This window comes from Methanoculleus marisnigri JR1 (assembly GCF_000015825.1).
Classification (GTDB): Archaea; Halobacteriota; Methanomicrobia; order Methanomicrobiales; family Methanoculleaceae; genus Methanoculleus; species Methanoculleus marisnigri.
This window is the reverse complement of the sequence record NC_009051.1, coordinates 184,963-206,487: the sequence shown is the minus strand read 5'-3', so window position 1 is coordinate 206,487 and position 21,525 is coordinate 184,963. Positions and strand designations below refer to the sequence as shown.

The following is a 21,525-nucleotide window of genomic DNA, read 5'->3' as shown; positions in this document are numbered from 1 at the left end:
ACACTAATAACTCACGCGAAGCCGCGAAGACCCGGTTGGTTGAGAGTTACACTCCTTCACACCTAACGGTGCTCATGCTCCTGCCATTCTGGCAGTCGCACTTCGCGGCTTCGCGCTCTTCGCGTGAGACCATGGTTGCCGTCCCGGTACATGCAAGAAATTTCTATAATAAGATGACACGGTGCACTAGCGCAGTTTCCTGATCAGGAACGCAACGTTCTCGGCGAACCGCCGGACCGTTCTCATTCCTTCCTCGTCGCCCAGGGCTTCTCCCGGCGTCCTCCCAAAGACCATGTTCCAGTAGGTCGAGCCCGGCACGATCATGTCGTTGATGAGGTAGAACATCAGCAGTTCCTGGAGCGTGGCGGTATGCCCGCCCCGCCGGGCCACGGCGATCGGGCCGCCCACCTTCCGGGAGAGGAAGGAGTCGGACGACATCGAGACCATCCCGATCCGCTGCAGGGCCGCCGTGACGTCGCCACGGGCGGTGCCGAAGTAGACCGGGGTCCCCACGATGAACCCCTCGGCCTCCCGGATTTTCCCGATGATCTCGTTCAAGCCGTCGTCGAGGGCGCACTCCCCTTCGGTGCAGAGCCCGCAGGCGGTGCAGGAGAAGATACGCTTCTCCCCGAGCAGGACGGTCTCGGTCTCGATACCCTCGCGCTCGAGGACCTTCGCGCACTCCCCGAGCACCTGTGCGGTGTTCCCCCCGGGCCGGGGACTCCCGCAGAGCAGCACTACTTTTCCGGTCGACATCTCACACCTCGATCAGCCGGTAATCGGCATCCCCGAGCCCAATGGTAGCCGCATACTCGAACTGGTACCTGCCGTCCGTGTAGTCCCAGGTCCCTTTAAACTTGTCTTCCCCGGGAGCGAAGTTCCGCCCGAGCTGCGTTTGGGAGAACCCCTGCTCGCTGTTGACGAGGTCGAAACTCGCGTGATCGATCGCGACCGGGTCGGTGGAGGCCAGGATCCCGATGTCGGGAACGATCGCCGCGTCGCTCCAGGAGACGCAGTCGCAGTCCGGGGTGATGTCGAGGAGGAAGTTGACGTAGCCGACCCTCCCGGGTTTGGTGCGGACGGCGCCGAGGGCGTATTCGCAGAGCCGCTCTATGAACGGCCGGATCTCCGTCGTCCAGTCGAACTCGATCGCGCCCTCGGGACAGGCACGCATGCAGTCGCCGCACCCGACGCAGTGCTCCGGGTTGAGCACCGCCCGCCCGTCGGCGAGGGTCATCGCCGCCTGGGGGCAGACCGTGGTGCACTTCCCGCACCCGCCGCACCGCTCGATCTCCACGTACGGCCTGCCCGCGTGCTGCTCCGCCTTCCCCGACGGCGGGGCGCAGCCCATCGCCAGGTTCTTGATCGCCCCGCCGAACCCGGCGAGGTCGTGGCCCTTGACGTGCGAGAGGACGATCATGCTGTCGGCGTCGAGGATGCTCCCGGCGATCCGGACGCGTTCGAAGTGATTCCCGTCGACGGCGACCTCCCTCCAGTAACCGCCGGTAAGGCCGTCGGCAATGATGACCGGGGCGCCGGCAACCGCGTATGCGAACCCGTGCTCGATCGCGGTGACGGTGTGCCGGACGGCGTCGGCCCGGCTCCCGGCGTAGAGGGTGGCGGTATCGGTGAGGAACGGCTGCGCTCCGCGCTCTTTTATCGTATCGACCACCTGCCGGGCGAAGAGCGGGTGGAGGTAGGTGTCGCACCCGCGCTCTCCGACGTGCAGTTTGACGGCCGCAAGGTCTCCCGGCCGGATAGCCGCGTCAAACCCGGCCGCATCAAAGAGACGGCGGATCTTCGCGGCTTTGCTCTCGTGCGGACCCCGTGCCCTGAGGGGGGTAAAATAGACGTCTGCCATCGATCTAATCTCTGGCTGCCGGAGGATAAGAATTGTGCCGGATCCCGGTAACCGTTCAAAGGGGGAGGGGAAAAACCCTCACCGGATCTCCACACCCTTCAGCCGCACGCCGGGCTCCTCCGTCACCTCGCCGACAACCCGGGCGTCGGGGACGATTGCCCGGATTGCGGCGACACTCTTCTCCGGGGCGACGAAGGCGTAGCCCATGCCCATGTTGAAGGTCCGGTACATCTCCGTATCGCTGATCTTCCCATTCTCCTGCAGCCAGGAGAAGATCTCGGGAACCGCGAGGGGATCGGTGAAGGAGAATCCGTACTCGCTGAGCCGCCTGAAGTTCAGGAGGCCGCCGCCGGTGACGTGGCACATCCCGTGAACCTCGCAGGCCTCCGTCACCCGGAGCACCTCGGCGTAGATCCGTGTCGGCGTCAGGAGCTCTTCGCCGAGGGTCTTGTCGTTCGAAAGAAGGGTCTCGTAGGATCCGCAGTCCTCGACGACTTTCCGGGCGAGGGTCAGGCCGTTGCTGTGGACGCCGCTCGAGGGAACGGCGACGATCAGGTCGCCGGGAACGACCCCCTCGCCGGTGACGACCTTCTCCTTCTCCTGGACACCGAGACAGGTCCCCGCGAGGTCGAGGCCGTTCACGAGCCCCTTGAGGGTCGCGGTCTCCCCGCCGACGATGTTCATGTTCGCGAGGCGTGCCCCCTCGTTCAACCCCAGGCCGATCTGGGCCATCTTCTCCGGCGAGAGGGCGTCGGTCGCGATGTAGTCGACGAACGCCACGGGCTCGAGGTTCATCACGTAGAGATCGTTGACGTTCATCGCGATGCAGTCGATCCCGACGGTGCTCCAGTCGCGGAGCGCATCCGCGACGAGCATCTTGGTGCCGACGCCGTCGACCGCGAGCGCGAGGACGTACGGGCCGAAGTCGATCAGTCCGGCGAAGTGCCCGACCTTCCCGAGCATCGAGAAGTCGCCGGATCTGCGGTAGGTGAGGGAGTCGATCAGCGCCCGGACCGCCCGGGCCTCGAGGTCGATATCGACCCCGGCTTCGCGGTAGGTATGTGCTTCTTCAGTCATCTGAGTTCTCCGAGAGACGGAATTCGTCGTGCAGCACCTGGAGGGCCCGTTTGCCGTCCCCGGCCTTCACGACGAAGGAGACGTTCACCTCGCTTGAACCCTGCGAGATCATCATCATGTTGATGCCGGCCCGGCCGATCGCCGAGAAGATCCGGCCGCCGGTTCCGGGCGTCCCGGCCATCCCCGCACCGACGACCGCGACCGCGGCGACGTCGTGGTCGTAGGTGACCTCGCGTACGATGCCCTGCTCCACGAGCGGGTCGAGGGCGCCGAGCGCGGCGTCCAGGTGCGATTCGTCGATGATGAGGGAGATGTTCGCCTCGCTCGAACCCTGCGAGATCATCATGACGTTCACCTCCCGCTCGGCAAGCGCGGAGAAGATCGTCTTTGCCACGCCGGGACGGCCGACCATCTGGGCGCCGTTGATGTTGACCAGCGCCACCTTCTCGATCAGGGCGATGGCCTTGACCACCCGCTTTTCCTGGTGCTTGTCGCGGAGGACGAGGGTGCCGGGGACTTCGGGCTTAAACGAGTTCTTGACCCGGATCGGGATGTCCTTCTGCATCGCGGGTTCGATCGACCGCGGGTGGAGAACCTTCGCGCCGAAGTAGGAGAGTTCCATCACCTCAAGATAGGAGATGTCGTCGAGCACCCGGGCATCGGGGATGATCCGGGGATCGGAGGTCATCACCCCGTCGACGTCGGTCCAGATCCAGATCTCGTCGGCATCGACCCCGGCACCGATGACGGCGGCGGAGTAGTCGGAACCGCTCCGGCCGAGGGTGGTGATGACGCCCTGCTCGGTCGCCCCCATGAAGCCCATGATCACCGGGACGGCGTCGGCGAGCAGCGGGGCGACCCGGGCACGAATGTTCTCCGCGCTCACCGGGAGGGCGCGGGCGTCCCCGTGATTCGCCGTCGTGGTTATCCCGGCCTCGGCACCATCGAGGGCGACCGAAGCGATGCCGCGCTGACGGAGGGCGGCCGCGACGATCGGGGCGGAGAGCCGTTCCCCGAACGAGACGATGTAGTCGCGGGACCGGGGAGTCAGCTCCTTTAAGGTGTGCACCGCGGTGAGGATGTTCTGCAGCCGGGTGAGCCGGTCGTCGATGACGGCCGTCACCTCGCGGGCGTGGTCGGGAGCCGTCTCCTTGAGGAGCCGGGTGTGGCGCTCCCGCATGGCGTCAAGAAGCGTCCCGATATCGGGCTGCTCCTTGCTTGCTATGACCTCGTCGGCCACCGCGATGATCCGGTCGGTGATCCCGGAGCATGCCGATACGACTACCGCGACCTCGTCACCTGCGCTACGATGCGATTCTACGATGTCTGCGACCCTTCCGATACAGTCCGCCTCTCCGACGGAAGTGCCGCCAAATTTCATTAAAAGCCTCATTCTGGCTCACTAGTCCCCTGCAATTACTTTATGGTATTATACAACGCACCGACTAATAAGATGCATGTAGACGAGATTGTGGACGCGCATGTGCTGGTTGTCGGAAGCGGCGGCGCCGGGGTGCGGGCCGCCATCGAGGCCTCCCGGTACGGCGGCGTGGTCATGGTCTCCAAGACCATCGCCGGCAAAGGCGGGTGCACGACGATGGCGGAAGGCGGCTACAACGCCGTGCTGCGGGACCGGGACTCGGTCGACGTCCACCGCGAGGATACGCTCTCGGGCGGGGCGTATCTCAACGACCCGGCACTCGTGGACGCGCTGGTCCGCGAGGCCCCCGAGCGGATGGCGGACCTTGTCCGGTGGGGCGCCGTCTTCGACGTCACGGAGGCGCGAGAGGTCGCGCAACGGCCGTTCGGCGGCCAGCGGTTCCCCCGGACCTGCTACGCCGGGGACCGGACCGGCCACGAGATGATCATGACCCTCCTCGACCGGCTCGACGCGACCGATACGCACCTCTACCAGGAGGTCTCGGTCGTCGACTTCGTCAAGGACGAGAACGGGGCGGTCGCCGGCGCGATTGCTCTCGACCGGGACGGAGACGTCGTGCTCTTCCGCTCCGACGCGACGGTGCTCGCGACCGGCGGAGGGACGCAGGTCTACGATATATCCACGAACTCCGCCGCCGGAACCGGGGACGGGTTCGCGATGGCCTACCGGGCGGGGGCGGAGCTGATCGATATGGAGATGATCCAGTTCCACCCGACCGGGGCGGTCTACCCCTACGACGCCCGTGGCCGCCTGGTGACGGAAGCCGTCCGGGGCGAGGGAGGACTTCTCCTGAACGCGCGGCGGGAGCGGTTCATGGAGCGCTACGACCCCGAGCGGATGGAACTCTCCACCCGGGACGTGGTTGCGCGGGCGATCGCGACCGAAGTGCTGGAGGGCCGGGGGACGGGCCGCGGCGGGGTCTACCTGGACGTGACCCACCTCCCGGCAGAGACGATCGAGACACGGCTTCCGGTGATGCTCGAACAGTACCTCGCCTACGGCGTGGATATCCGGCGGGAGCCGATGGAGGTGGCCCCGACCGCCCACCATATCATGGGCGGGGTCAGGATCACCCCGGAGTGCCGGACGACCATCCCCGGCCTCTTCGCCTGCGGCGAGGTTACCGGCGGGGTGCACGGCGCAAACCGCCTCGGGGGGAACGCCCTCGCGGACACGCAGGTCTTCGGAAAGCGGGCCGGGGAGTTTGCCGGGAAGGCGCCCGCACGGAGCGGCCGGATCGATCCCGCCCGGATCGATGAGGTGACCCGGATGCTCGGCGGATTCTACGAGGGGGCAATAAGCCCCGCGGATGTCAGGAAGGACCTGAAACTCACGATGTGGAACCAGGCCGGAATCTTCCGGAGCGCCCCCGACCTCCGGACGGCGCTCGGGCACGTTCGCCGACTTGCCGACAAACGGCTCTGCGCCGCCTCGACCGTGAACCTGCTTGAATGCTGCACCGTCCGGAACATGTGCACCACGGCATCCCTGATCGTCCGGTGCGCCCTCCTGCGGCCGGAGAACCGGGGAGCCCACGTCCGGCGGGATGCCGACGTGGCGACCGAACCGGCGACGTCGCCGTTCTCCCACACCTACGTCTCGCTCACCCGGGAGGGGATCGAGCGGCGGGAGGCGGCGGCATGAAGACGATCACCCTCCGGGTCTCGCGTTTCGACCCCGCCGCGGACGCGGAGCCACACTTCGAGGAGTACATCGTCCAGGTCAACGAGGGCGCCCGGGTGCTCCACGCCCTCCACGCCGTCCGCGACGAGCACGACCCGACCCTCGCCTACCGCTACTGCTGCGGGTCCGGGCAGTGCGGGAGCTGCGCTGTCCAGGTGGACGGGAAGCCCGTCCTCGCCTGTATGGAGGAGGCCCGTGACGGGATGACGGTCGAGCCGCTGGCGCTCCCGGTCTTGAAAGACCTGATGGTCGACCTGGAGCCGGTGATAGCAAAGATCGCCCGGATCTGCCCTGCGCCGGACGCTGCCCTCCCGGCACGGGAGGAGATCGAGGCGATCAAGCCGCTCCGGGACTGCATCGAGTGCCTCTGCTGCGTATCGGCCTGCCCGGCGCTCCAGGTGACGGATTTCGCGGGGCCGACGGTGCTCCGCCAGGAGATGCGCCTCGCCCTCGACCCCCGTGACTCGGGTGACCGGATCACCGACGCGATCGAGAAAGGGCTCTTCTACTGCACGACCTGCAAGCGCTGCACGGAGGTCTGCCCCAAAGAGATCGACGTCCCGGGCAAAGCCATCGAAAAACTCCGCGAGATCGCGAACCGCCGCGGCCTGACCCTCCCCCGCCACCAGGAGGTGGCGCGGCTGGTGCAGGAAACCGGCCGGAGCGTGGAGCGGACGCAGCCGACCTTCCTCGAACAGGTGCCGGAGGTGATCGAGCCCGACGGCCCCGTCCGCGGCGAGGTGGGGTTCTTCGTCGGGTGCATGTTCAACGGCCGGGTGCCGCAGACGGCACTCGACGCGATGGAGGTCATGAAGCGCAACGGCATCCGGGTGATCGTCCCCCACGACCAGGTCTGCTGCGGTTCGCCGCTGATCCGGACGGGGCAGACGTCATTCGTCGACGACCTGAAGCAGAAGAACATCGAGGCCTTCGCCAGCCGTGGGATAAAGACCGTGATGACGATCTGCGCCGGATGCGGGGCGACGCTGAAGAACGATTACGAGACGCCGTTCGAGGTGAAAGACGTCACCGAGATCCTCACGGAGTACGGGATCGAGCTCCCGTCGAAACTCGACGTCAGGGCGACCTACCACGATCCCTGCCACCTCCTCCGCGGCCAGGGGATCAGCGAGCAGCCGCGGACACTCCTGCGCCTGGGGGTCCGGGAGTTCGTGGAGATGCCGACGCAGTGCTGCGGGGCCGGCGGCGGCGTCCGCTCAGGGGTGCCGGAAGAGGCAAAAGCCCTCGGGGCGAAACGCGACGAGTGCGTGAAGGGAACCGGCGCGGACGTCGTGGTGACGGTCTGCCCGTTCTGCGAGTTCCATATCGCCGACTGCACGGACGTGCCCGTCAAGAACCTGACGACGATCCTGCTCGAAGGGTACCGGAAGAAGGACGCGGAGCGGAAAGGATCTTCATAATACTCTCTTTTTGGTGTAACCCCGGACAGCCGCCGGCGAGATGGTCTCCGGCGATCCGGGGAGGGTGAACAGGGACAGAAGAGACATAAACATCCCCCGTAACCGGTACAGAACACGAGATGAGATCGTGCCGGGGTTTCCTGGAGGCTTCGGTCACCGGGAATGGCTGTTGAAAGAAGACAAACATCTACGGGACAATTGATATACTGAGGGACCGGGGTGCATGCAATTAATGCTGTGCCCGGTAAGACTCTACCAGAGGAAGGGAAATGCAGATCGCGAATGCTCCCGACGGCACCATCCGCGTCGACGGAAAGGTTGTGACCTCACTCGATCGTTTTGTGGCCTCGGTGACGAGCATCATCGAGTGGTATACGCGCTACGTGATCGTCAGCGGGTACGTTGCAATCCTTTTTGGAAGAGCCAGAGGTACGGAAGATATTGATATTTTCATCGATTACATGGATTACGATACGTTCCGGCCATTTTCAGAAGACCTTCTGGCGCAAGGGTTTTACTTCCTGAATTCCGACGATATCGAGGAGATCTACTCGATGCTCTGCGACAGGCTTGCCGTGCGGATTGCCGGAGCCGGGAGGATCATCCCGAATATCGAGATGAAGTTCAAGAAAGACGACTTCGATCGTTATGCGATGTCCAGGGCGAAGACGGTAGAGTTCGACGACATCCGGTTCTTCGTATCGCCCATCGAGCTGCAGATTCCCTACAAACTCTATCTTGGGAGCGACAAGGATATCGAGGATGCAGTCTATCTCTGGGTGTTGTTCCGGGAGATGCTGGACAGCGAACTCCTGCGATCGTTCATGGAGCGCCTGCAGGTCCGGGGGGAACAGTATGGAATTGAAGTTTGACCGCGAGAAGAACAGGCAGGAGCGGCTGGCCTTTGTCCGGAGACATGCCCTCCGGGTCAGGGAGGTCCCAAACGAGGTGTGGAGCCGCGAGCAGGCCGACCTGATCGACGCGTTCTTTGAGAATGCCGAAAACTTCGCTCTTTCCCGGTCCGAATACCTCCGGATGCACCGGGTTGCCCGGCACCGCCCCGAACCGGTGCACGGCGACGGGTAACTTCAGGCTGGGGGAACAGGTCCGTTTCCAGGTATTGGTTCAAATGTGTTCCATGTGGAACAAAATGCGTCCATCCAGATCGCTGCTCTCCTGACCCGGGTCACCTGCACCTCCGAAAACCTGCCGGGGATTCGGACATTTCATGTGACGCACCCGCGACGGATGAACCGGCGTAAACCGATGCTCACTTTTGTTGTTTGCTTCCCATATATGCCAGCGGGTGAACGTGCGCCCCAAAAGCCGGCACGACACCCATCCTTACACCGGCGGCGGACCTTCTCCTCACCTCACGAGTGGCCGATACCAGACGTTCATGCTCTCGAACCCGCCGCAGATGTTGGTGTTGTTGACGAGCGTCCCGCCCCACGCATACCCCGCCCGGGCGAACGTGGCGTTGATCGGGTAGGAGAGCGCCCGGGCGATGGTGAAGGCGGTCTTCATCCCGGCCGCCCGCATCTCCCCCTCCATCCGGGAGAGGAGCAAGCCCGAGAGGTTTTGGCCCCGGAAATCCGGGTGCACGGCGAAATCGGTCATCTCGACGTTCTCGTCCTCGCGGTAGATCTCCGCCGAGGAGGCCGCGGCAAGCCGGCCGTCGGCGGTGCGGACGGTGAAGTAGCGGTAGTCCCCGGCCATCGTCTCCCGCAGGTAGCCGGGATCGGCGATGGGAAACGGGTAGGTCGCAAAGACCTCGCCGTAGAGCGCGGCCAGGTCGTCGGCGTCGTCCTCTGACCCGGGCGCATACTTCCAGCCCGGCGGGAGGCCGGCGGGGCGGGCATCGCCGGCCTTCTCGCGGACGGCCGCGATGACCGCGGCGACATCGGCCGACTCCTGCCTGCGATCCGCATCGAAGAACTTCGCCGCGAAATACCCGTCCTCCCTGCCCCGGAAGAACCGGGGAACCCGCGCCTCGACGATGTAGCCCCGGGCGATGAAGAGCGGGAGGGCGGAGGCCGGCACTTTTACAAATATCTTCGTGTAGCGCTCTCTCTGTGCGAGCGCATCGAGGTCGTCGAGAATTCCAGGAAGGTCGGCGGGCGAGAGGTGCATCACGTAGATCCGGTCGCTCAACCGTCCGTGCTGGACGAGGGTGCCGTCGATCGTCGTGACGGTATCAGGACTCATTTCTCCGCTCGAACCGCTCGGTGTGCTCCGGGACGAGTGCTGTCGTCGGGTCCTCGTCCGAGAGGAGTTTGACGATCCCGACCGCTTTGGACTCGTCCGCGCCCTCGAGCCTCAGGTACTGCCCGCAGGTCGCGCACTTGCGGTCGCACCAGACCGGCTCATAGGAGTCGGGCTCGCGGTAGGTGGTGATCACGCCCTCGAAGTTGCGCAGCACCACCCGGTTCGTGGACCAGGAGATGAGGTACTGGGGCATCACCGGGATCTTCCCCCCGCCGCCGGGGGCGTCGATGACGTAGGTCGGGACGGCAAACCCGCTGGTGTGCCCGATGAGGTTCTCGATGATCTCGATCCCCTTCGAGACCGGGGTGCGGAAGTGAGCGAGCCCCTCGGAGAGGTCGCACTGGTAGAGGTAGTAGGGCCGGACCCGGTTCCTGACGAGTTTGTGCACCAGGGTCTTCATGATCCGGGAGCAGTCGTTCACCCCCGCCAGGAGGACGGTCTGGTTGCCGAGCGGTATGCCGGCATCGGCAAGCCGTGCGAGCGCCTTCTGCGAGGACGCGGTGATCTCCGCCGGGTGGTTGAAGTGGGTGTTCACCCAGAGCGGGTGGTGCCGGGCAAGCATCGCGCAGAGTTCCTCCGTGATCCGGTAGGGAAGGACGACCGGAGTCCGGGTGCCGATCCTGACCACCTCGACGTGCTCGATGTCGTCGAGCTCGGTCAGGATCCAGTCGAGGCGGTCGTCGGGGAGCATGAACGGGTCGCCCCCGGAGAGGAGGACGTCCCGGATCCCGGGGTTCTCCCGGATGTAGTCGAGGCTCTCGATGACCTCGGCCTCCGAGGGGATGGAGTCGACGTCCCCGACCTTCCGCTTCCGGGTGCAGTGCCGGCAGTACATGGCGCAGACGTTGCTGACTAAAAAGAGCACCCGGTCGGGGTAGCGGTGGGTGATGCAGGGAGCCGGGTGGTCGGCGTCCTCGGCAAGCGGGTCCTCCATGTCGTCGGGTTCGACCTGCAGTTCCGCCGGCGACGGGAAGCATTGCATGAAGATCGGGTCGTTCCAGAGATCCTTCGCATCGATGAGCGAGAGGTAGTACGGCGTTATCCTCAAGGGGAATCTGCTCGCGGTCTCTTCCAGCTCCCGCCGCTCGTCCTTCCCGAACGATACGCCGAGCAGCCGCTCGAACGTGGAGATCTCAGTGATCGCATGCCGGACATGCCACCTCCAGTCCCGCCAGACTTCCGCGGCGGCACCTGCATCGATTCTTTCTGCTATCTCCTGCTGGTTGGTTGATAAAATGGCCATTCGCAGTTCCTCCGGGTCACACTGTATCACCAATCATATATAACTGGATCGATCTCCCCAAAAAGGGCCCGGAAATCAAAACAGAGACCTATAAATCGGGATCAATGGACGGAGCGCCGTGCCCGGCGGGGGTCAGCCCTGCTCTTCGCCGCGTTTCAGGAGCACCATGCTCGTGAAGATCCCGGAGAAGACGACCTGCATCCCGGCGAGGAAGAGTGCCAGTGCCCAGACGGCGTTTGCAATCTGAAAGAGCGGGCCGAACCCGGCGGCGGCCCAGTCCCGGAGGATGCCGAGCCCGACGAGGCCGCCGCCGGCCATCAGCAGGATCCCGGCGAGGAGTTCCCGCTCGAGGTTGTGGTAGTTCATGAGCCGGGAGAGGAACGGCCCCGCCTCGCCGTAGCCCTGAACGGCCGAGTAGACGGCGATGTTGATCCCGGCAACGAGCGCCTGGAGCCCGCCGACGAAGAAGAGGGCGGCGAGGATGAAGGAGTGGATGAACGAGGTCTCGACGTCCCCCCGGAAGGCGAAGATGACCATCAGGAAGAAGCCGAAGACCGTGAAGAGCAGCCCGGGGACGGTGATGAACGGGATCGGCCGGTAGAGGAGCATGAACCGGACGTGCCGCCAGCCGTCGGAGAAGCTCTGCAGTTTCGAGGGCGCGACCCGGGCGGAGTAGGTGATCGGGACTTCGTCGATCCGGAGATTGGCCTTCGCCGCCTCGATGATCATCTCGCTTGCAAACTCCATCCCCCCGGTCTTCACATTCATCCGTTCGAGCGCCTCCCGCCGGAACGCCCTAAACCCGGTGTGCGCATCCGATATCCGGATGGAAAAGACCCGGTTCAGGAGCCAGGTGAGGAAGGGGTTGCCGACATACTGGTGGAGGGCGGGCATCGCCCCCGGCCGGATCTCCCCCCGGAGCCGGGAGCCGAGCGCCATGTCGGCGCCGGCATCGAGCAGGGCGAGGAGTTTCGGGATCTCGAGGAAGTCGTAGGTGTCGTCCGCGTCCCCGATGACGATGTATCTCCCCCGGGCGCACGCGAGCCCGGCGAGGTAGGCGTTGCCGTAGCCCCGCTTCTCCGGCCGGACGACCGTGGCGCCGAGGTCCCGGGCGATCGCCGCCGTCCGGTCGTCGGAGGAGTCGGCGATGATGATCTCGCCGTCGATCCCGAGATCGGCAAAGACCGTCCGGATCTTTCCGATGCACTTGCCGATGGTGGCTTCCTCGTTGAGCGCGGGGAGGACGACGGAGAGGGCGGGGGCGTTCATTTTCTGGAATAGTATCGGGCTTTCGCCGTATAGAGTGTATCGATTGGCGTGCGGGGTTTGGGGGGCCGGCACCTATCAGGATTCTATGTCTGCTACGGAGAACATACCCGTATCGGAAGAGATAATCAGATCCTGGATCTCAGGCGCCCGGACGAGACGCTCAACGACACGCTCGCGAGGCTGGTGGAGAGCGCTAAAAAAGCAACGGCTCACGGACGATATCGAAGAAGTCATGGCCCGCAATGAGTTCGTGGAGTTAAACCTGTGACATTCCGCCTCATGGTGGATAAGCGTGCGCTTGATTTTTTAAATTCTCTCGACGCCAGAGATCGACGGGTTATCAAAGCCAAACCGAGAATCTTACGGGAGAATCCCTATCCCGGTTCGGATGAGGACAAAGAGAAACTCCACACCAATAAAAAGCGTGAATCGTACCGACTCCATATCGCACGTACGTTCACCGTAATCTACAATATCAATTCTGACGAAAAACCCGTTTATATCACCCACATCATGCCCATTGAAAAGGCACATCGAAGATACGGGCGCATTTGAACTCCCCGGCGGTAACCGGGACACGAGGTAGAACAGCCCGAGTGTTGTGTTGAATAAGTCCGGTCACCCGACCACAAACGTAAAGATGACGGGTGCCCAGACCGGACCACCGGCGCTTACCGACGGCCTCAAGTGGGTCGTTGACGAGAAAGTAGTATACTTATGGGTCAACGTTCCTTTGTGAACCGGGAACGTGAACTGCAGTTCCCATCCAATTATAGCGCGGAGACCCCGTCTTCAACCGGGGAGAGGCAGCCCCGTCAGAGAGGAGTTACCGGGTAGGTTCGCTATCGAGCATCTCCTCGACCACCCCCGGGCGACATTCATCGAGGGAAGCATCACCGACCTCGATCTGCTCGTGGAGACGTGATGGCCCGGGAGGCCGGAGCGACGGGAGGATCTCCTCCCGGTTCACTCCAGCGCGCAGTCGTCACTCCGGGAGGAGGCGGTCCCGGAGTATCATCCGAACCAGATCCCGGTACCGGTTTACGATCGGAAGGTCGTCCTGAAGCACCCCGTAGACTTCGTCCAGGTTCAGCCGGCAGTAGAGGTGGACCAGAACATTCCGAAAGCCCGCGAGGTCTGAGAGCCGGACCGCGAGGTCTTCCGGGATCAGCCCCCCGTCACATAAAATCGCGAAACTCTCCCGGTAGGTCTCGGGCCGCCTGGAGCTGGAGGCCGCGACCAGGTGGTTGGCGATATCGATCGATGCCTGGATGCTGACGAGGAGTGCGTGCAGCACCATGTTTCGTTTGTCCCGGTCGGTCCTGAGGTCTTCAAGGGTGATGGATCGGTAGCGTTCCCAGTCCAGAGCTGCCTCGTCCAGTTCCCGGAGGTGACCGAGAACCCCTTCGTCCATGATCATTCTCAGGCCCTCGTGAGCAGAACCCGGTCGAACCAGTCGAGCGTCTCCGCATAGTCGAGATACCGGGAGAGCACGCCTGCCTCGTACCGGACCCTACGCTCTCTGTCGCGGGAGAGCACGAGTCTGCCGCTCTTGATGACCTCGTACTGGAAAGAGACCGGGGCGGTGTTGAGAACCTTCACGTCAGCCTCAAAGCGGTAACAAAACCCCCGTTCGAGCTCCCGCTCGACCCGCCGCGCGAACCGCATCGCCTGGTAGGGGGCGGGCTCGCCGGTGACAAGGATTGCCACGTCCACGTCGCCGAAATCCCCTCTGCAAAACGTTCCGAAGACATACCCCACCTCTATCTCGTCAAACCCGGCGAGGATCATGCGGATGGTGCGGAGAACCTCTTCTTTCTCTCCGGCTTTTAGCAGGTGGCGGCGTCTCATAGCATTGTATCTCTTCCCGCATCGCATATCATTCTTTCCTGCTTATTTCCCGGGGCATACCGGACACTCCTGAGGATGTACGGCGCGAGAGCCGGCTTGACGGTATCGCGGTCGACTCTCCTCCTGAAGAGATCTTCGAGGAAGAACTTGAAATCCATATACGCATCAAACGAGCGTCCTCCCTCCTCGAACTCGATGAGGATATCGATATCACTCTCTTCGCGCTCTGTTCGAAACCCATCGGGTTTCTCAAACTCCGCTCTTTCGCACCTTCGGTGCTCCTGCTCCGTTCCTCGCACCTGACGGTGCTCAAACTCCGCTCCTCGCACCTGACGGTGCTTACGTTCGCTATCGCTCACGCCTCGAAACCCTCTGGGTTTCTCGAACTCCGTCCTTTCAGGACGTCGTTCTCCGGAGCGTCGTTCCTATCGGGACATCGCACCCTTCAGCCAGTCGCGTTCCAGAGCGTCGTTTCCCCCCGGACGAAAGAGCCAAAGAGCCCGATCCGCCGGATGCCGAGGCTCCTGATCCGCTCCCGATGCTCCGCCAGCGTTCCGAGGATGCTCTCAGCCGTAAGACTCGCACCTGGCGGTGCTCGCGCTCCGGTCCTCGCACCTTTGGTGCTCATGCTTACTATGTTCGCACCTCGAAACTCTCCGAGTTTCTCATGCTTACTATGTTCGCACCTCGAAGACCTTCGGTCTTTTCGAACTCCGCTCCGCGAAGCGTCGTTCCTACCGGACCATCGCGCATACCCGATCATACTTCTGTCACCCGCCGATCAGGATAACGCTTTTCCCCGGGTTTGCCGGTCGCGATGAGGGAAGGGCACAAACGCTACACCGGGGGGGAGACGCCCGGCAACGATCCACCTGATAGGCACACTGCTCCCGACCGGCGACAATGAGTCATCTTTAACCATCCCAAAGCCCAATTCTGACGTAACAGACCGGAGGATCGCGGAAAGATGCGGATAACAGTCGTCGGCGGGGGGTACGTCGGCCTGGTCACGGGGGCCTGCTTTGCCGAACTCGGGCACACCGTCGATATTGTCGAGATCGATGCGAGGAAGGCGGCGGCGATCAACGCCGGGCGCGCCCCGATCCACGAGCGGGGGCTCGATATGCTCCTTGAGCGGCACGCAGGCGAGCGGCTCAGCGCGGGGACGGACTACGGTCCGGTGGCGGAGGCGGACCTCTCGTTTGTCTGCGTCGGCACCCCGCCGGCGGCCGACGGGAGCGCCGACCTCTCGATGGTCGCCGCGGCGAGCCGGTCGATCGGGGAGGCGCTCCGCGACGGGAATGGTTTGCACACCGTCGTTGTGAAGAGCACCGTGCCGCCGGGGACGACCGCGGGCCTCGTCGTGCCCGCGATCCTCGAACACTCCGGCCGGAACGAGATCGGGTTTGCGATGAACCCGGAGTTCCTCCGGGAGGGGCGTGCGGTGGAGGACTTCCTGCACCCGGACCGGATCGTGATCGGGAGCCGGGATGACCGTTCCGGCGAGGCCGTCGCCGCGGTCTACCGCGGGCTTTCTGCCCCGGTGGTGCGGTGCGGCCTCACCGCCGCGGAGATGATCAAGTACGCCTCGAACGCCCTCCTCGCGACGAAGATCTCGTTTTCAAACGAGGTGGGAAACGTCTGCAAGCGCCTCGGAATCGACGTCTACGAGGTGATGGAGGGCGTCGGGATGGATCACCGGGTCTCGCCGCACTTTCTATCCGCCGGCGCCGGGTTCGGGGGGAGCTGCTTCCCAAAAGACGTCGCGGCCCTTGTCAGCCTCGCGGAGTCGCTCGGCGAAGAGCCCGCACTCCTCCGGTCGGTCCTCGACGTCAACGACCGCCAGCCGCTCCGTCTGGTGGGGCTCCTTGAGGAGAAGATCGGCGATCTTGCGGGGAAACGGGTCGCCGTCCTCGGCCTCGCCTTCAAGGACAACACCGACGACATCCGGGAATCCCGGGCGATCCCGGTCATCGCCGAGCTCCTCCGGCGGGGGGCGGCGGTCGCCGCCTATGACCCGCTTGCTGTACCTTCGATGCGGCGGGTCTTTCCCGGGATCGACTACGCCGCCTCGGCCGCGGACGCCCTCCGGGGGGCCGACGCCTGCCTGGTGATGACGGAGTGGCCGGAGTTCTCCGATCTCAACGGGGAGTTCGACCTGATGAAGTCCCGGGTCGTCATCGAGGGGCGCCGGATCCTCTCGTGCGGCGGGAAAGAGGGGATCTGCTGGTGAGGCGGGGGTGTTGGAAGATTACCGCAAATCGTCCCAAAAGTGCCTCGCAATTAAAGATCTACGTTGCTTAGAACAGTCATATGCGTACTTTCGATAAACCGAGCGCTGTTCTGCGCCATACTCCTGATGCGGCTTCCCACCGGGAGCCGCACCCTCGTGCCTAACGGTGCGGAAGGGTATTCCGAAAGCGCACTCCCGGGATGACCGTCATGCATACTTTTCTGCCACCCCTTCCTGGTGCAGGTGGGGATCCGGAGATAACTTCGCCGGATGATGCGCCAGTCCGGCGAAACTATTTATGTTCACCATACAGAGTGAAATTGAATGAAACGATTTGTGGCCGTCGCGCAAGGGCGTGTCCAGCGAGTCGGGTATCGAGAGCACGTATACAACGAGACGTTCGAACGGAATATCTCGGGATACGTGAAGAATCTCGATACCGGAGAGGTCGAGATCGTTGCAGAGGGGAGCGAAAGCGATCTCCGGGACCTCATCAACGAGATCAATATCATACGTAGACCCATTGCAGTCAAATCGTTCGCCGTCAGATGGGAAGAAGCAACGGGAGAGTATGCCGATTTTGAGATCATCCGGGGGGACATCCAGGAGGAAACATTCGAGCGGATGGATTACGCCGGAAATGCACTGCACAGCATGGATACAAAGTTAGACCGGATGCTGGGCCAGCAAGACCAGATGCTGGACAAACAAGATCAGACTCTCCAGATCGCGAGAGAGACGAAGGAAGAGATTGTCGGCCTCCGGAGTGACACCAGAAAACACCTTGATGATGAGTTTGGGGAGATCAGAAAGGAACTCGTCTCTATCAAGGATGCGCTTGCCCGGGCGGGCATCCAGGTCTAAGGTACTCTCTCCATCCCGCACCGCTTGCCCCCGGGCCATGAGCGATGTTGCGCCCGGCTCCCCGATCCCCCCTCTCCTCCATCGAGAAAAGAAGTTTGTTACAAACCGCGCCCGAAAACGCGGGGTAGTTGACTCACCGTAATCTACAACATCGATCCTGACGGCGATCAGGTTCATAACCCATCACGTCTATCGAAAAAGCATATCGAAGGCATGGACGCATTTGAACTGCCCGGGGCAAATCCCTGTGCCATATCGGCCGTAACCTGGTACCGGGTGCTGCTCCGGGACCGCCTCCTCCCCGAGTGACGGCCGGGAGATACTCCCGGCGTCCCTTCGGCTGCGCGTTATCCCCCCGTCCCTTCCTCTCGCGGAATATCGCCGGAACCGTTTGATATCCCCACGGCCGAAAGAGAACCGTTAATAGTGCCCGAAGTCAAGATTCTTAGTGAGTAACCATGATCACGTCCCCGTCCACAGACCGGATCCTCTCCCTCTCCGGGGGCGATCCATGCCGGTGAGGCAGGGGCTGATCCCCGCCGCGGGCTCGGGGTCGCGCCTTGGGCCGTTCACGAACGCGATCCCGAAAGAACTCCTCCCCGTGGGCGAGAAGGCGGTGATCGAGCACGTCGTCGAGGCGATGTCGCTTGCCGGGATCACCGATATCGTCATCGTCGTCTCCCCGCACAAGCACGGCCTCTCCGACTACCTGGGCTCGGGCAAGCGCTTCGGCGTCGACTTCACCTACGTGGTCCAGGACGAGCGGCTCGGCCTCGCGAACGCCGTCGCCGCCGGCGAGCACGTCATCGACGGCACCTTCGCCGTCGTCCTCGGCGACAACTTCTTCGCTCCGAAGACGTTCCTCGCCGACCTCATCGGCTACCACGCCGCCCACCGCCCCGATACCACCGTCGGCGTCGCCCGGGTGGAGGACGTCACCCGCCACGGGATCATCCTCCCCGACGGCGACCGGGTCGCCGACATGGTCGAGAAGCCGCAGCCGACGGCCGCCCCGAGCAACCTCGGCGCCCTCGGGGCCTATGTCTTTGAGACAAGCATCTTCGACGCCATCGCCCGAACCAAACCCGGCCATAAAGGCGAGTACCAGCTCACCGACGCGATCCGGCTCGAGATCGCCGAGGGCCGCGACGTCCGCTACCGGGTCATCGACGGCATCCACATCGACGTCGGGACGCCGCGGGATCTGATGCGGGCGAATGAGTGGTATCTGCGGGAGAACGGGCACGCCGAACCGGATCATACCGTCGTTACCGGGAGGGACAGAACATTCGGATATTAGTCACCGGCGGGGCCGGGTTCATCGGCTCCCACATCATCGAGCGGCTGCTCGACGACGGCCACGAGGTCGTCTGCCTGGACAACTTCGACCCCTACTACGACCCCGAGATCAAAAAAAGCAATATCCAGCCTTTCTTGGAGAACAAAAACTTCACCCTCGAAGTCGGCGACATCCGGAACAGGGATACCCTCACCCGGCTCCTCGAAGGCACAGACTACGTCTTTCACGAGGCGGCGCAGGCAGGCGTCCGCATCTCGGTTGAAGACCCCATAAAACCCCATGAGGTGAACGCTACCGGGACACTCAATCTGCTGGAAGCATCCCGGGACTCCGGCGTGAAAAAGATCATCAACGCCTCCTCCTCGTCGGTCTACGGGACCGTGGAGTACCTCCCCTTCGACGAAGACCACCCCCGGCGGCCGGTCTCCCCCTACGGCGTCTCGAAACTCGCGGCCGAGGAGTACTGCCGGGTCTTTTCGGAACTCTACGGGTTAAAGTCGGTGTCTTTGCGGTACTTCACCGTCTACGGCCCGAGGATGCGGCCGGATCTCGCGATCAGCATCTTCACCCGAAAAGCCCTCGCAAACGAGCCGATCACGATCTTCGGCGACGGAACGAAGACCAGGGACTTCACCAACATCAAGGACATCGTCCGGGCAAACCTCATCGCCATGCAGAAGGGTGAGGGGGCCTACAACATTGGTGGAGGGCACCGGGTCTCCATCCAGACACTTGCCGAGACGATCATCGAGACCACCGGGAGTTCATCCGAGATCAGGTATGCGGATACGGTAAAAGGCGATGCCGAGCACACCTTCGCCGACACGAAGAAGGCGGAGCGGAATCTCGGCTGGCGCCCGCAGGTATCGCTTGAAGAAGGATTACGGAGGTATGCAGCATGGGTGTCGAACTCTCGGTCGTGATCCCGGCATACAATGAGGAAGAGAGCGTCGGCCTGCTCTACGAGGAACTGCACGAGGTGCTCTCCGCATCGGGCAGGAGTTACGAGATCGTCTTCGTGGACGACGGTTCGACCGACGCGACGTTCGAGCGTCTCCGCGCCCTCCACGAACGGGACCCTGCCGTCAGGCTCGTCAAGTTCCGGAGCAACTTCGGGCAGAGCGCCGCGATGAAGGCTGGATTCGACCACGCCGGGGGTGAGGTCATCGTCACCATGGACGCGGACCTCCAGAACGACCCGCACGATATCCCGAGGCTCCTCGAAAAGATGGAAGCCGACGACCTCGACGTCGTCTGCGGCTGGCGCTACAACCGTCACGACCCGCTCTCCAAGAAGATCTTCTCGAAGTTTGCCAACCTCCTGAGGAAAACCCTCACCCACGAGACGATCCACGACTCCGGGTGTACGCTCCGGGCCTATCGGAGAGAGTGCGTCAAAGACCTGGAACTCTACGGGGAACTGCACCGCTACATCCCGGCGATGCTCCTCTGGAAGGGCTACCACGTCGGGGAACTGCAGACCAACCACCGGGACCGCTCCTTTGGGCGGAGCAAATACAACTGGGTTCGCCTGGCCAAGGGTTTCCTGGACCTCCTCGTGATTGTCTTCTGGCAGCGATATTCGGTCAGGCCGATGCATGTGTTCGGGGGGGCGGGGCTGGTGATGGCGGGAGTCGGGCTTGCCCTCGCCCTGTACCTGGGCATTTCCCGGCTGTTCCTGGGGATGGGGCTCACGGATCGCCCTCTGTTCCTGGTCGCGCTGGTTCTTCTGATCGTCGGCGTGCAGTTTGTCGCCTTCGGGATCCTCGCAGATATCCTGCTGAAGGTCTACTACGGGCAGAACGGAAGGAAACCATATCTCGTGGAGCACATGGTTCAATGAAAATCCTGATGCTGAACTATGAGTACCCGCCATTGGGCGGCGGAGCGGCCCCGGTAACGAAATCACTGTCAGAAGAGCTCGTCCGTCAGGGGCACGAGGTAGATGTTGTCACGATGGGATATAAGGAACTACCAAAGCAAGAGTATCTCAACGGGGTGCAGATATACCGGGTTCCGAGCATCCGGAAAAAACTTGAGATGTGCACCTTCCATGAAATGCTCTCATACTGTATCTCCGCAGGTCGCCTTTTGCCAAAACTGCTAAAGGAAAATAACTATGACATCAATCATACACACTTCATCATCCCTACAGGTGCCGTTTCAAGTCACTATCATAAGAAAATACCATATATCGTGACAACCCATGGCAGTGATGTTCCCGGACATAACCCGGATCGATTTCAGTTTCAGCACGTCCTATTCAAACCATTTTCAACTATCGTATTAAATAGGGCTAGATATGTAACTTCTCCCTCAAACTACCTGAAAGGAGAAATCATCAGGAATTATGGGGAGAGGAAGATAGCTGTTATTCCAAACGGCATCTTTGTTGATACATACATTCCACAGAGAAAAGAGAGAAAAATCCTCACTGTGAGCAGACTTTTCGAAATGAAAGGAATTCAGTTTGTCATTGAAGCAATGAAGGACATCGAAGGGTTCGAATATGTCATCTGTGGAGATGGACCGTACAGACCACAATTAGAGGATCTGGTTGAACGGATGCACCTTGAACATAAGGTGAAATTCCGGGGTCATCTTAAACCAGAGCAGTTAAAACAGGAGTATGGATCCGCAGCCATCTTTGTATTACCGAGTACCTCAGAAAGTTTCGGCCTTGTTCTCATTGAAGCAATGTCGGCTGAGTGTGCTGTCATTACATCTAACAAAACCGGCTGCGCGGAAGTGGTTGATGATGCAGCCCTACTCGTGCCACCGAAAGATTCGGAGGCCATTAAGAACCAACTGCTTACGTTAATAAACGACCCCAAACGGTGTAGAGAACTGGGGACACAAGGGAGAAGGCGGGTTGAACAGCAGTTCTCTTGGAGTTCAGTCACGAAGAAATATTCCGATCTCTATGAAAACATATTAAGCAATGAATAGTATTTACCCTAAAAAATCGATTACACTATGATTCAATGATTTATCAAGTATAGAAACACATTTGA

At 62.3% G+C, this 21,525-nt stretch carries 21 protein-coding genes; 10 read left to right on the top strand and 11 right to left on the bottom strand.

Features of this window, described 5'->3' with window-relative positions; genetic code table 11:
* Nucleotides 1-186: 186 nt before the first annotated feature.
* From MEMAR_RS01045 to MEMAR_RS01030, 4 genes are all read right to left on the bottom strand, one after another.
* On the bottom strand, nt 187-756 hold the full coding sequence (locus MEMAR_RS01045) for a flavodoxin family protein (RefSeq protein ID WP_011843080.1): 570 nt from the start codon (nt 754-756) through the stop codon (nt 187-189).
* A gap of 1 nt (nt 757) precedes the next feature.
* Nucleotides 758-1,861: a DUF362 domain-containing protein gene (locus MEMAR_RS01040; RefSeq protein WP_011843079.1), complete on the bottom strand. Its 1,104-nt coding sequence runs from the start codon at nt 1,859-1,861 to the stop codon at nt 758-760.
* 78 nt (nt 1,862-1,939) lie between these two features.
* The gene (gene purM / locus MEMAR_RS01035; protein ID WP_011843078.1) at nt 1,940-2,938 is read right to left on the bottom strand and encodes a phosphoribosylformylglycinamidine cyclo-ligase; all 999 of its coding nucleotides are present in this window, start codon (nt 2,936-2,938) and stop codon (nt 1,940-1,942) included.
* The gene (locus MEMAR_RS01030) at nt 2,931-4,319 is read right to left on the bottom strand and encodes an aspartate kinase (protein WP_011843077.1); all 1,389 of its coding nucleotides are present in this window, start codon (nt 4,317-4,319) and stop codon (nt 2,931-2,933) included. Before MEMAR_RS01030 ends, purM begins: the two co-directional genes overlap by 8 nt.
* Nucleotides 4,320-4,391: 72 nt before the next feature.
* Between MEMAR_RS01030 and tfrA the strand changes: the two genes are divergently transcribed.
* The 4 genes from tfrA to MEMAR_RS01010 all read left to right on the top strand — a co-directional run bounded on the left by tfrA (nt 4,392) and on the right by MEMAR_RS01010 (nt 8,569).
* The gene (gene tfrA / locus MEMAR_RS01025) at nt 4,392-6,023 is read left to right on the top strand and encodes a fumarate reductase (CoM/CoB) subunit TfrA (RefSeq protein ID WP_011843076.1); all 1,632 of its coding nucleotides are present in this window, start codon (nt 4,392-4,394) and stop codon (nt 6,021-6,023) included.
* Complete coding sequence (tfrB, locus tag MEMAR_RS01020) at nt 6,020-7,483, top strand: fumarate reductase (CoM/CoB) subunit TfrB (RefSeq protein ID WP_011843075.1); 1,464 nt, start codon at nt 6,020-6,022, stop codon at nt 7,481-7,483. The genes tfrA and tfrB overlap by 4 nt, the downstream gene beginning before the upstream one ends.
* Nucleotides 7,484-7,752: 269 nt before the next feature.
* Nucleotides 7,753-8,355, top strand: coding sequence for a hypothetical protein (locus MEMAR_RS01015; protein WP_011843073.1), 603 nt, complete (start codon nt 7,753-7,755; stop codon nt 8,353-8,355).
* Complete coding sequence (locus MEMAR_RS01010) at nt 8,339-8,569, top strand: hypothetical protein (RefSeq protein ID WP_011843072.1); 231 nt, start codon at nt 8,339-8,341, stop codon at nt 8,567-8,569. Before MEMAR_RS01015 ends, MEMAR_RS01010 begins: the two co-directional genes overlap by 17 nt.
* Nucleotides 8,570-8,851: 282 nt before the next feature.
* On the opposite strand, the gene ablB is transcribed toward MEMAR_RS01010, so the two are convergent.
* The 7 genes from ablB to MEMAR_RS12865 form a co-directional block, all read right to left on the bottom strand.
* The gene (ablB, locus tag MEMAR_RS01005; protein ID WP_011843071.1) at nt 8,852-9,691 is read right to left on the bottom strand and encodes a putative beta-lysine N-acetyltransferase; all 840 of its coding nucleotides are present in this window, start codon (nt 9,689-9,691) and stop codon (nt 8,852-8,854) included.
* Complete coding sequence (kamA, locus tag MEMAR_RS01000) at nt 9,681-10,994, bottom strand: lysine 2,3-aminomutase (protein WP_011843070.1); 1,314 nt, start codon at nt 10,992-10,994, stop codon at nt 9,681-9,683. The genes ablB and kamA overlap by 11 nt, the downstream gene beginning before the upstream one ends.
* A 132-nt stretch (nt 10,995-11,126) precedes the next feature.
* Entirely contained in the window at nt 11,127-12,263 is a 1,137-nt protein-coding gene (locus tag MEMAR_RS00995; protein WP_011843069.1) for a glycosyltransferase family 2 protein, read from the bottom strand.
* Between the two features lie 985 nt (nt 12,264-13,248).
* Nucleotides 13,249-13,677 carry a type VII toxin-antitoxin system HepT family RNase toxin gene (hepT, locus tag MEMAR_RS00990; protein ID WP_143706288.1) on the bottom strand — a complete coding sequence of 143 codons (429 nt, stop codon included), beginning with the start codon at nt 13,675-13,677 and terminating at the stop codon, nt 13,249-13,251.
* A gap of 8 nt (nt 13,678-13,685) precedes the next feature.
* Nucleotides 13,686-14,114 (bottom strand): nucleotidyltransferase domain-containing protein, encoded by a 429-nt coding sequence (locus MEMAR_RS00985; protein ID WP_011843064.1) that lies wholly within the window; start codon nt 14,112-14,114, stop codon nt 13,686-13,688.
* Nucleotides 14,111-14,413, bottom strand: coding sequence for a nucleotidyltransferase family protein (locus MEMAR_RS00980; RefSeq protein ID WP_222702463.1), 303 nt, complete (start codon nt 14,411-14,413; stop codon nt 14,111-14,113). The genes MEMAR_RS00985 and MEMAR_RS00980 overlap by 4 nt, the downstream gene beginning before the upstream one ends.
* A 146-nt stretch (nt 14,414-14,559) precedes the next feature.
* On the bottom strand, nt 14,560-14,742 hold the full coding sequence (locus MEMAR_RS12865; RefSeq protein ID WP_143706286.1) for a hypothetical protein: 183 nt from the start codon (nt 14,740-14,742) through the stop codon (nt 14,560-14,562).
* Nucleotides 14,743-15,081: 339 nt separating this feature from the next.
* On the opposite strand from MEMAR_RS12865, the gene MEMAR_RS00975 reads away from it, so the two are divergent.
* From MEMAR_RS00975 to MEMAR_RS00950, 6 genes are all read left to right on the top strand, one after another.
* Nucleotides 15,082-16,347: a UDP-glucose dehydrogenase family protein gene (locus MEMAR_RS00975; protein WP_011843062.1), complete on the top strand. Its 1,266-nt coding sequence runs from the start codon at nt 15,082-15,084 to the stop codon at nt 16,345-16,347.
* A 324-nt stretch (nt 16,348-16,671) separates the two neighbouring features.
* Nucleotides 16,672-17,211 (top strand): acylphosphatase, encoded by a 540-nt coding sequence (locus MEMAR_RS00970; protein ID WP_011843061.1) that lies wholly within the window; start codon nt 16,672-16,674, stop codon nt 17,209-17,211.
* Between the two features lie 511 nt (nt 17,212-17,722).
* A complete protein-coding gene (locus MEMAR_RS00965; RefSeq protein ID WP_011843060.1) occupies nt 17,723-18,511 on the top strand; it encodes a sugar phosphate nucleotidyltransferase in 789 nt (262 codons plus the stop codon).
* On the top strand, nt 18,433-19,434 hold the full coding sequence (locus MEMAR_RS00960) for an SDR family oxidoreductase (RefSeq protein WP_011843059.1): 1,002 nt from the start codon (nt 18,433-18,435) through the stop codon (nt 19,432-19,434). The genes MEMAR_RS00965 and MEMAR_RS00960 overlap by 79 nt, the downstream gene beginning before the upstream one ends.
* Nucleotides 19,410-20,354 (top strand): glycosyltransferase family 2 protein, encoded by a 945-nt coding sequence (locus MEMAR_RS00955; RefSeq protein ID WP_011843058.1) that lies wholly within the window; start codon nt 19,410-19,412, stop codon nt 20,352-20,354. The genes MEMAR_RS00960 and MEMAR_RS00955 overlap by 25 nt, the downstream gene beginning before the upstream one ends.
* Complete coding sequence (locus tag MEMAR_RS00950) at nt 20,351-21,460, top strand: glycosyltransferase family 4 protein (protein WP_011843057.1); 1,110 nt, start codon at nt 20,351-20,353, stop codon at nt 21,458-21,460. The genes MEMAR_RS00955 and MEMAR_RS00950 overlap by 4 nt, the downstream gene beginning before the upstream one ends.
* The last annotated feature ends 65 nt before the right edge of the window (nt 21,461-21,525 follow it).

Bases quoted from the DNA above. Each gene is read 5' to 3' on its own strand.
- MEMAR_RS01010 (WP_011843072.1), top strand. From the start codon at position 8,339: ATGGAATTGAAGTTTGACCGCGAGAAGAACAGGCAGGAGCGGCTGGCC.
- MEMAR_RS00950 (WP_011843057.1), top strand. From the start codon at position 20,351: ATGAAAATCCTGATGCTGAACTATGAGTACCCGCCATTGGGCGGCGGA.
- MEMAR_RS00995 (WP_011843069.1), bottom strand. From the start codon at position 12,263: ATGAACGCCCCCGCCCTCTCCGTCGTCCTCCCCGCGCTCAACGAGGAA.
- MEMAR_RS01030 (WP_011843077.1), bottom strand. From the start codon at position 4,319: ATGAAATTTGGCGGCACTTCCGTCGGAGAGGCGGACTGTATCGGAAGG.
- hepT (WP_143706288.1), bottom strand. From the start codon at position 13,677: ATGGACGAAGGGGTTCTCGGTCACCTCCGGGAACTGGACGAGGCAGCT.
- tfrB (WP_011843075.1), top strand. From the start codon at position 6,020: ATGAAGACGATCACCCTCCGGGTCTCGCGTTTCGACCCCGCCGCGGAC.
- MEMAR_RS00965 (WP_011843060.1), top strand. From the start codon at position 17,723: ATGCCGGTGAGGCAGGGGCTGATCCCCGCCGCGGGCTCGGGGTCGCGC.
- kamA (WP_011843070.1), bottom strand. From the start codon at position 10,994: ATGGCCATTTTATCAACCAACCAGCAGGAGATAGCAGAAAGAATCGAT.
- MEMAR_RS00975 (WP_011843062.1), top strand. From the start codon at position 15,082: ATGCGGATAACAGTCGTCGGCGGGGGGTACGTCGGCCTGGTCACGGGG.
- MEMAR_RS12865 (WP_143706286.1), bottom strand. From the start codon at position 14,742: ATGAGCACCAAAGGTGCGAGGACCGGAGCGCGAGCACCGCCAGGTGCG.
- purM (WP_011843078.1), bottom strand. From the start codon at position 2,938: ATGACTGAAGAAGCACATACCTACCGCGAAGCCGGGGTCGATATCGAC.
- MEMAR_RS00985 (WP_011843064.1), bottom strand. From the start codon at position 14,114: ATGAGACGCCGCCACCTGCTAAAAGCCGGAGAGAAAGAAGAGGTTCTC.
- tfrA (WP_011843076.1), top strand. From the start codon at position 4,392: ATGCATGTAGACGAGATTGTGGACGCGCATGTGCTGGTTGTCGGAAGC.
- MEMAR_RS01040 (WP_011843079.1), bottom strand. From the start codon at position 1,861: ATGGCAGACGTCTATTTTACCCCCCTCAGGGCACGGGGTCCGCACGAG.
- MEMAR_RS00955 (WP_011843058.1), top strand. From the start codon at position 19,410: ATGGGTGTCGAACTCTCGGTCGTGATCCCGGCATACAATGAGGAAGAG.
- MEMAR_RS00970 (WP_011843061.1), top strand. From the start codon at position 16,672: ATGAAACGATTTGTGGCCGTCGCGCAAGGGCGTGTCCAGCGAGTCGGG.
- MEMAR_RS01045 (WP_011843080.1), bottom strand. From the start codon at position 756: ATGTCGACCGGAAAAGTAGTGCTGCTCTGCGGGAGTCCCCGGCCCGGG.
- MEMAR_RS01015 (WP_011843073.1), top strand. From the start codon at position 7,753: ATGCAGATCGCGAATGCTCCCGACGGCACCATCCGCGTCGACGGAAAG.
- ablB (WP_011843071.1), bottom strand. From the start codon at position 9,691: ATGAGTCCTGATACCGTCACGACGATCGACGGCACCCTCGTCCAGCAC.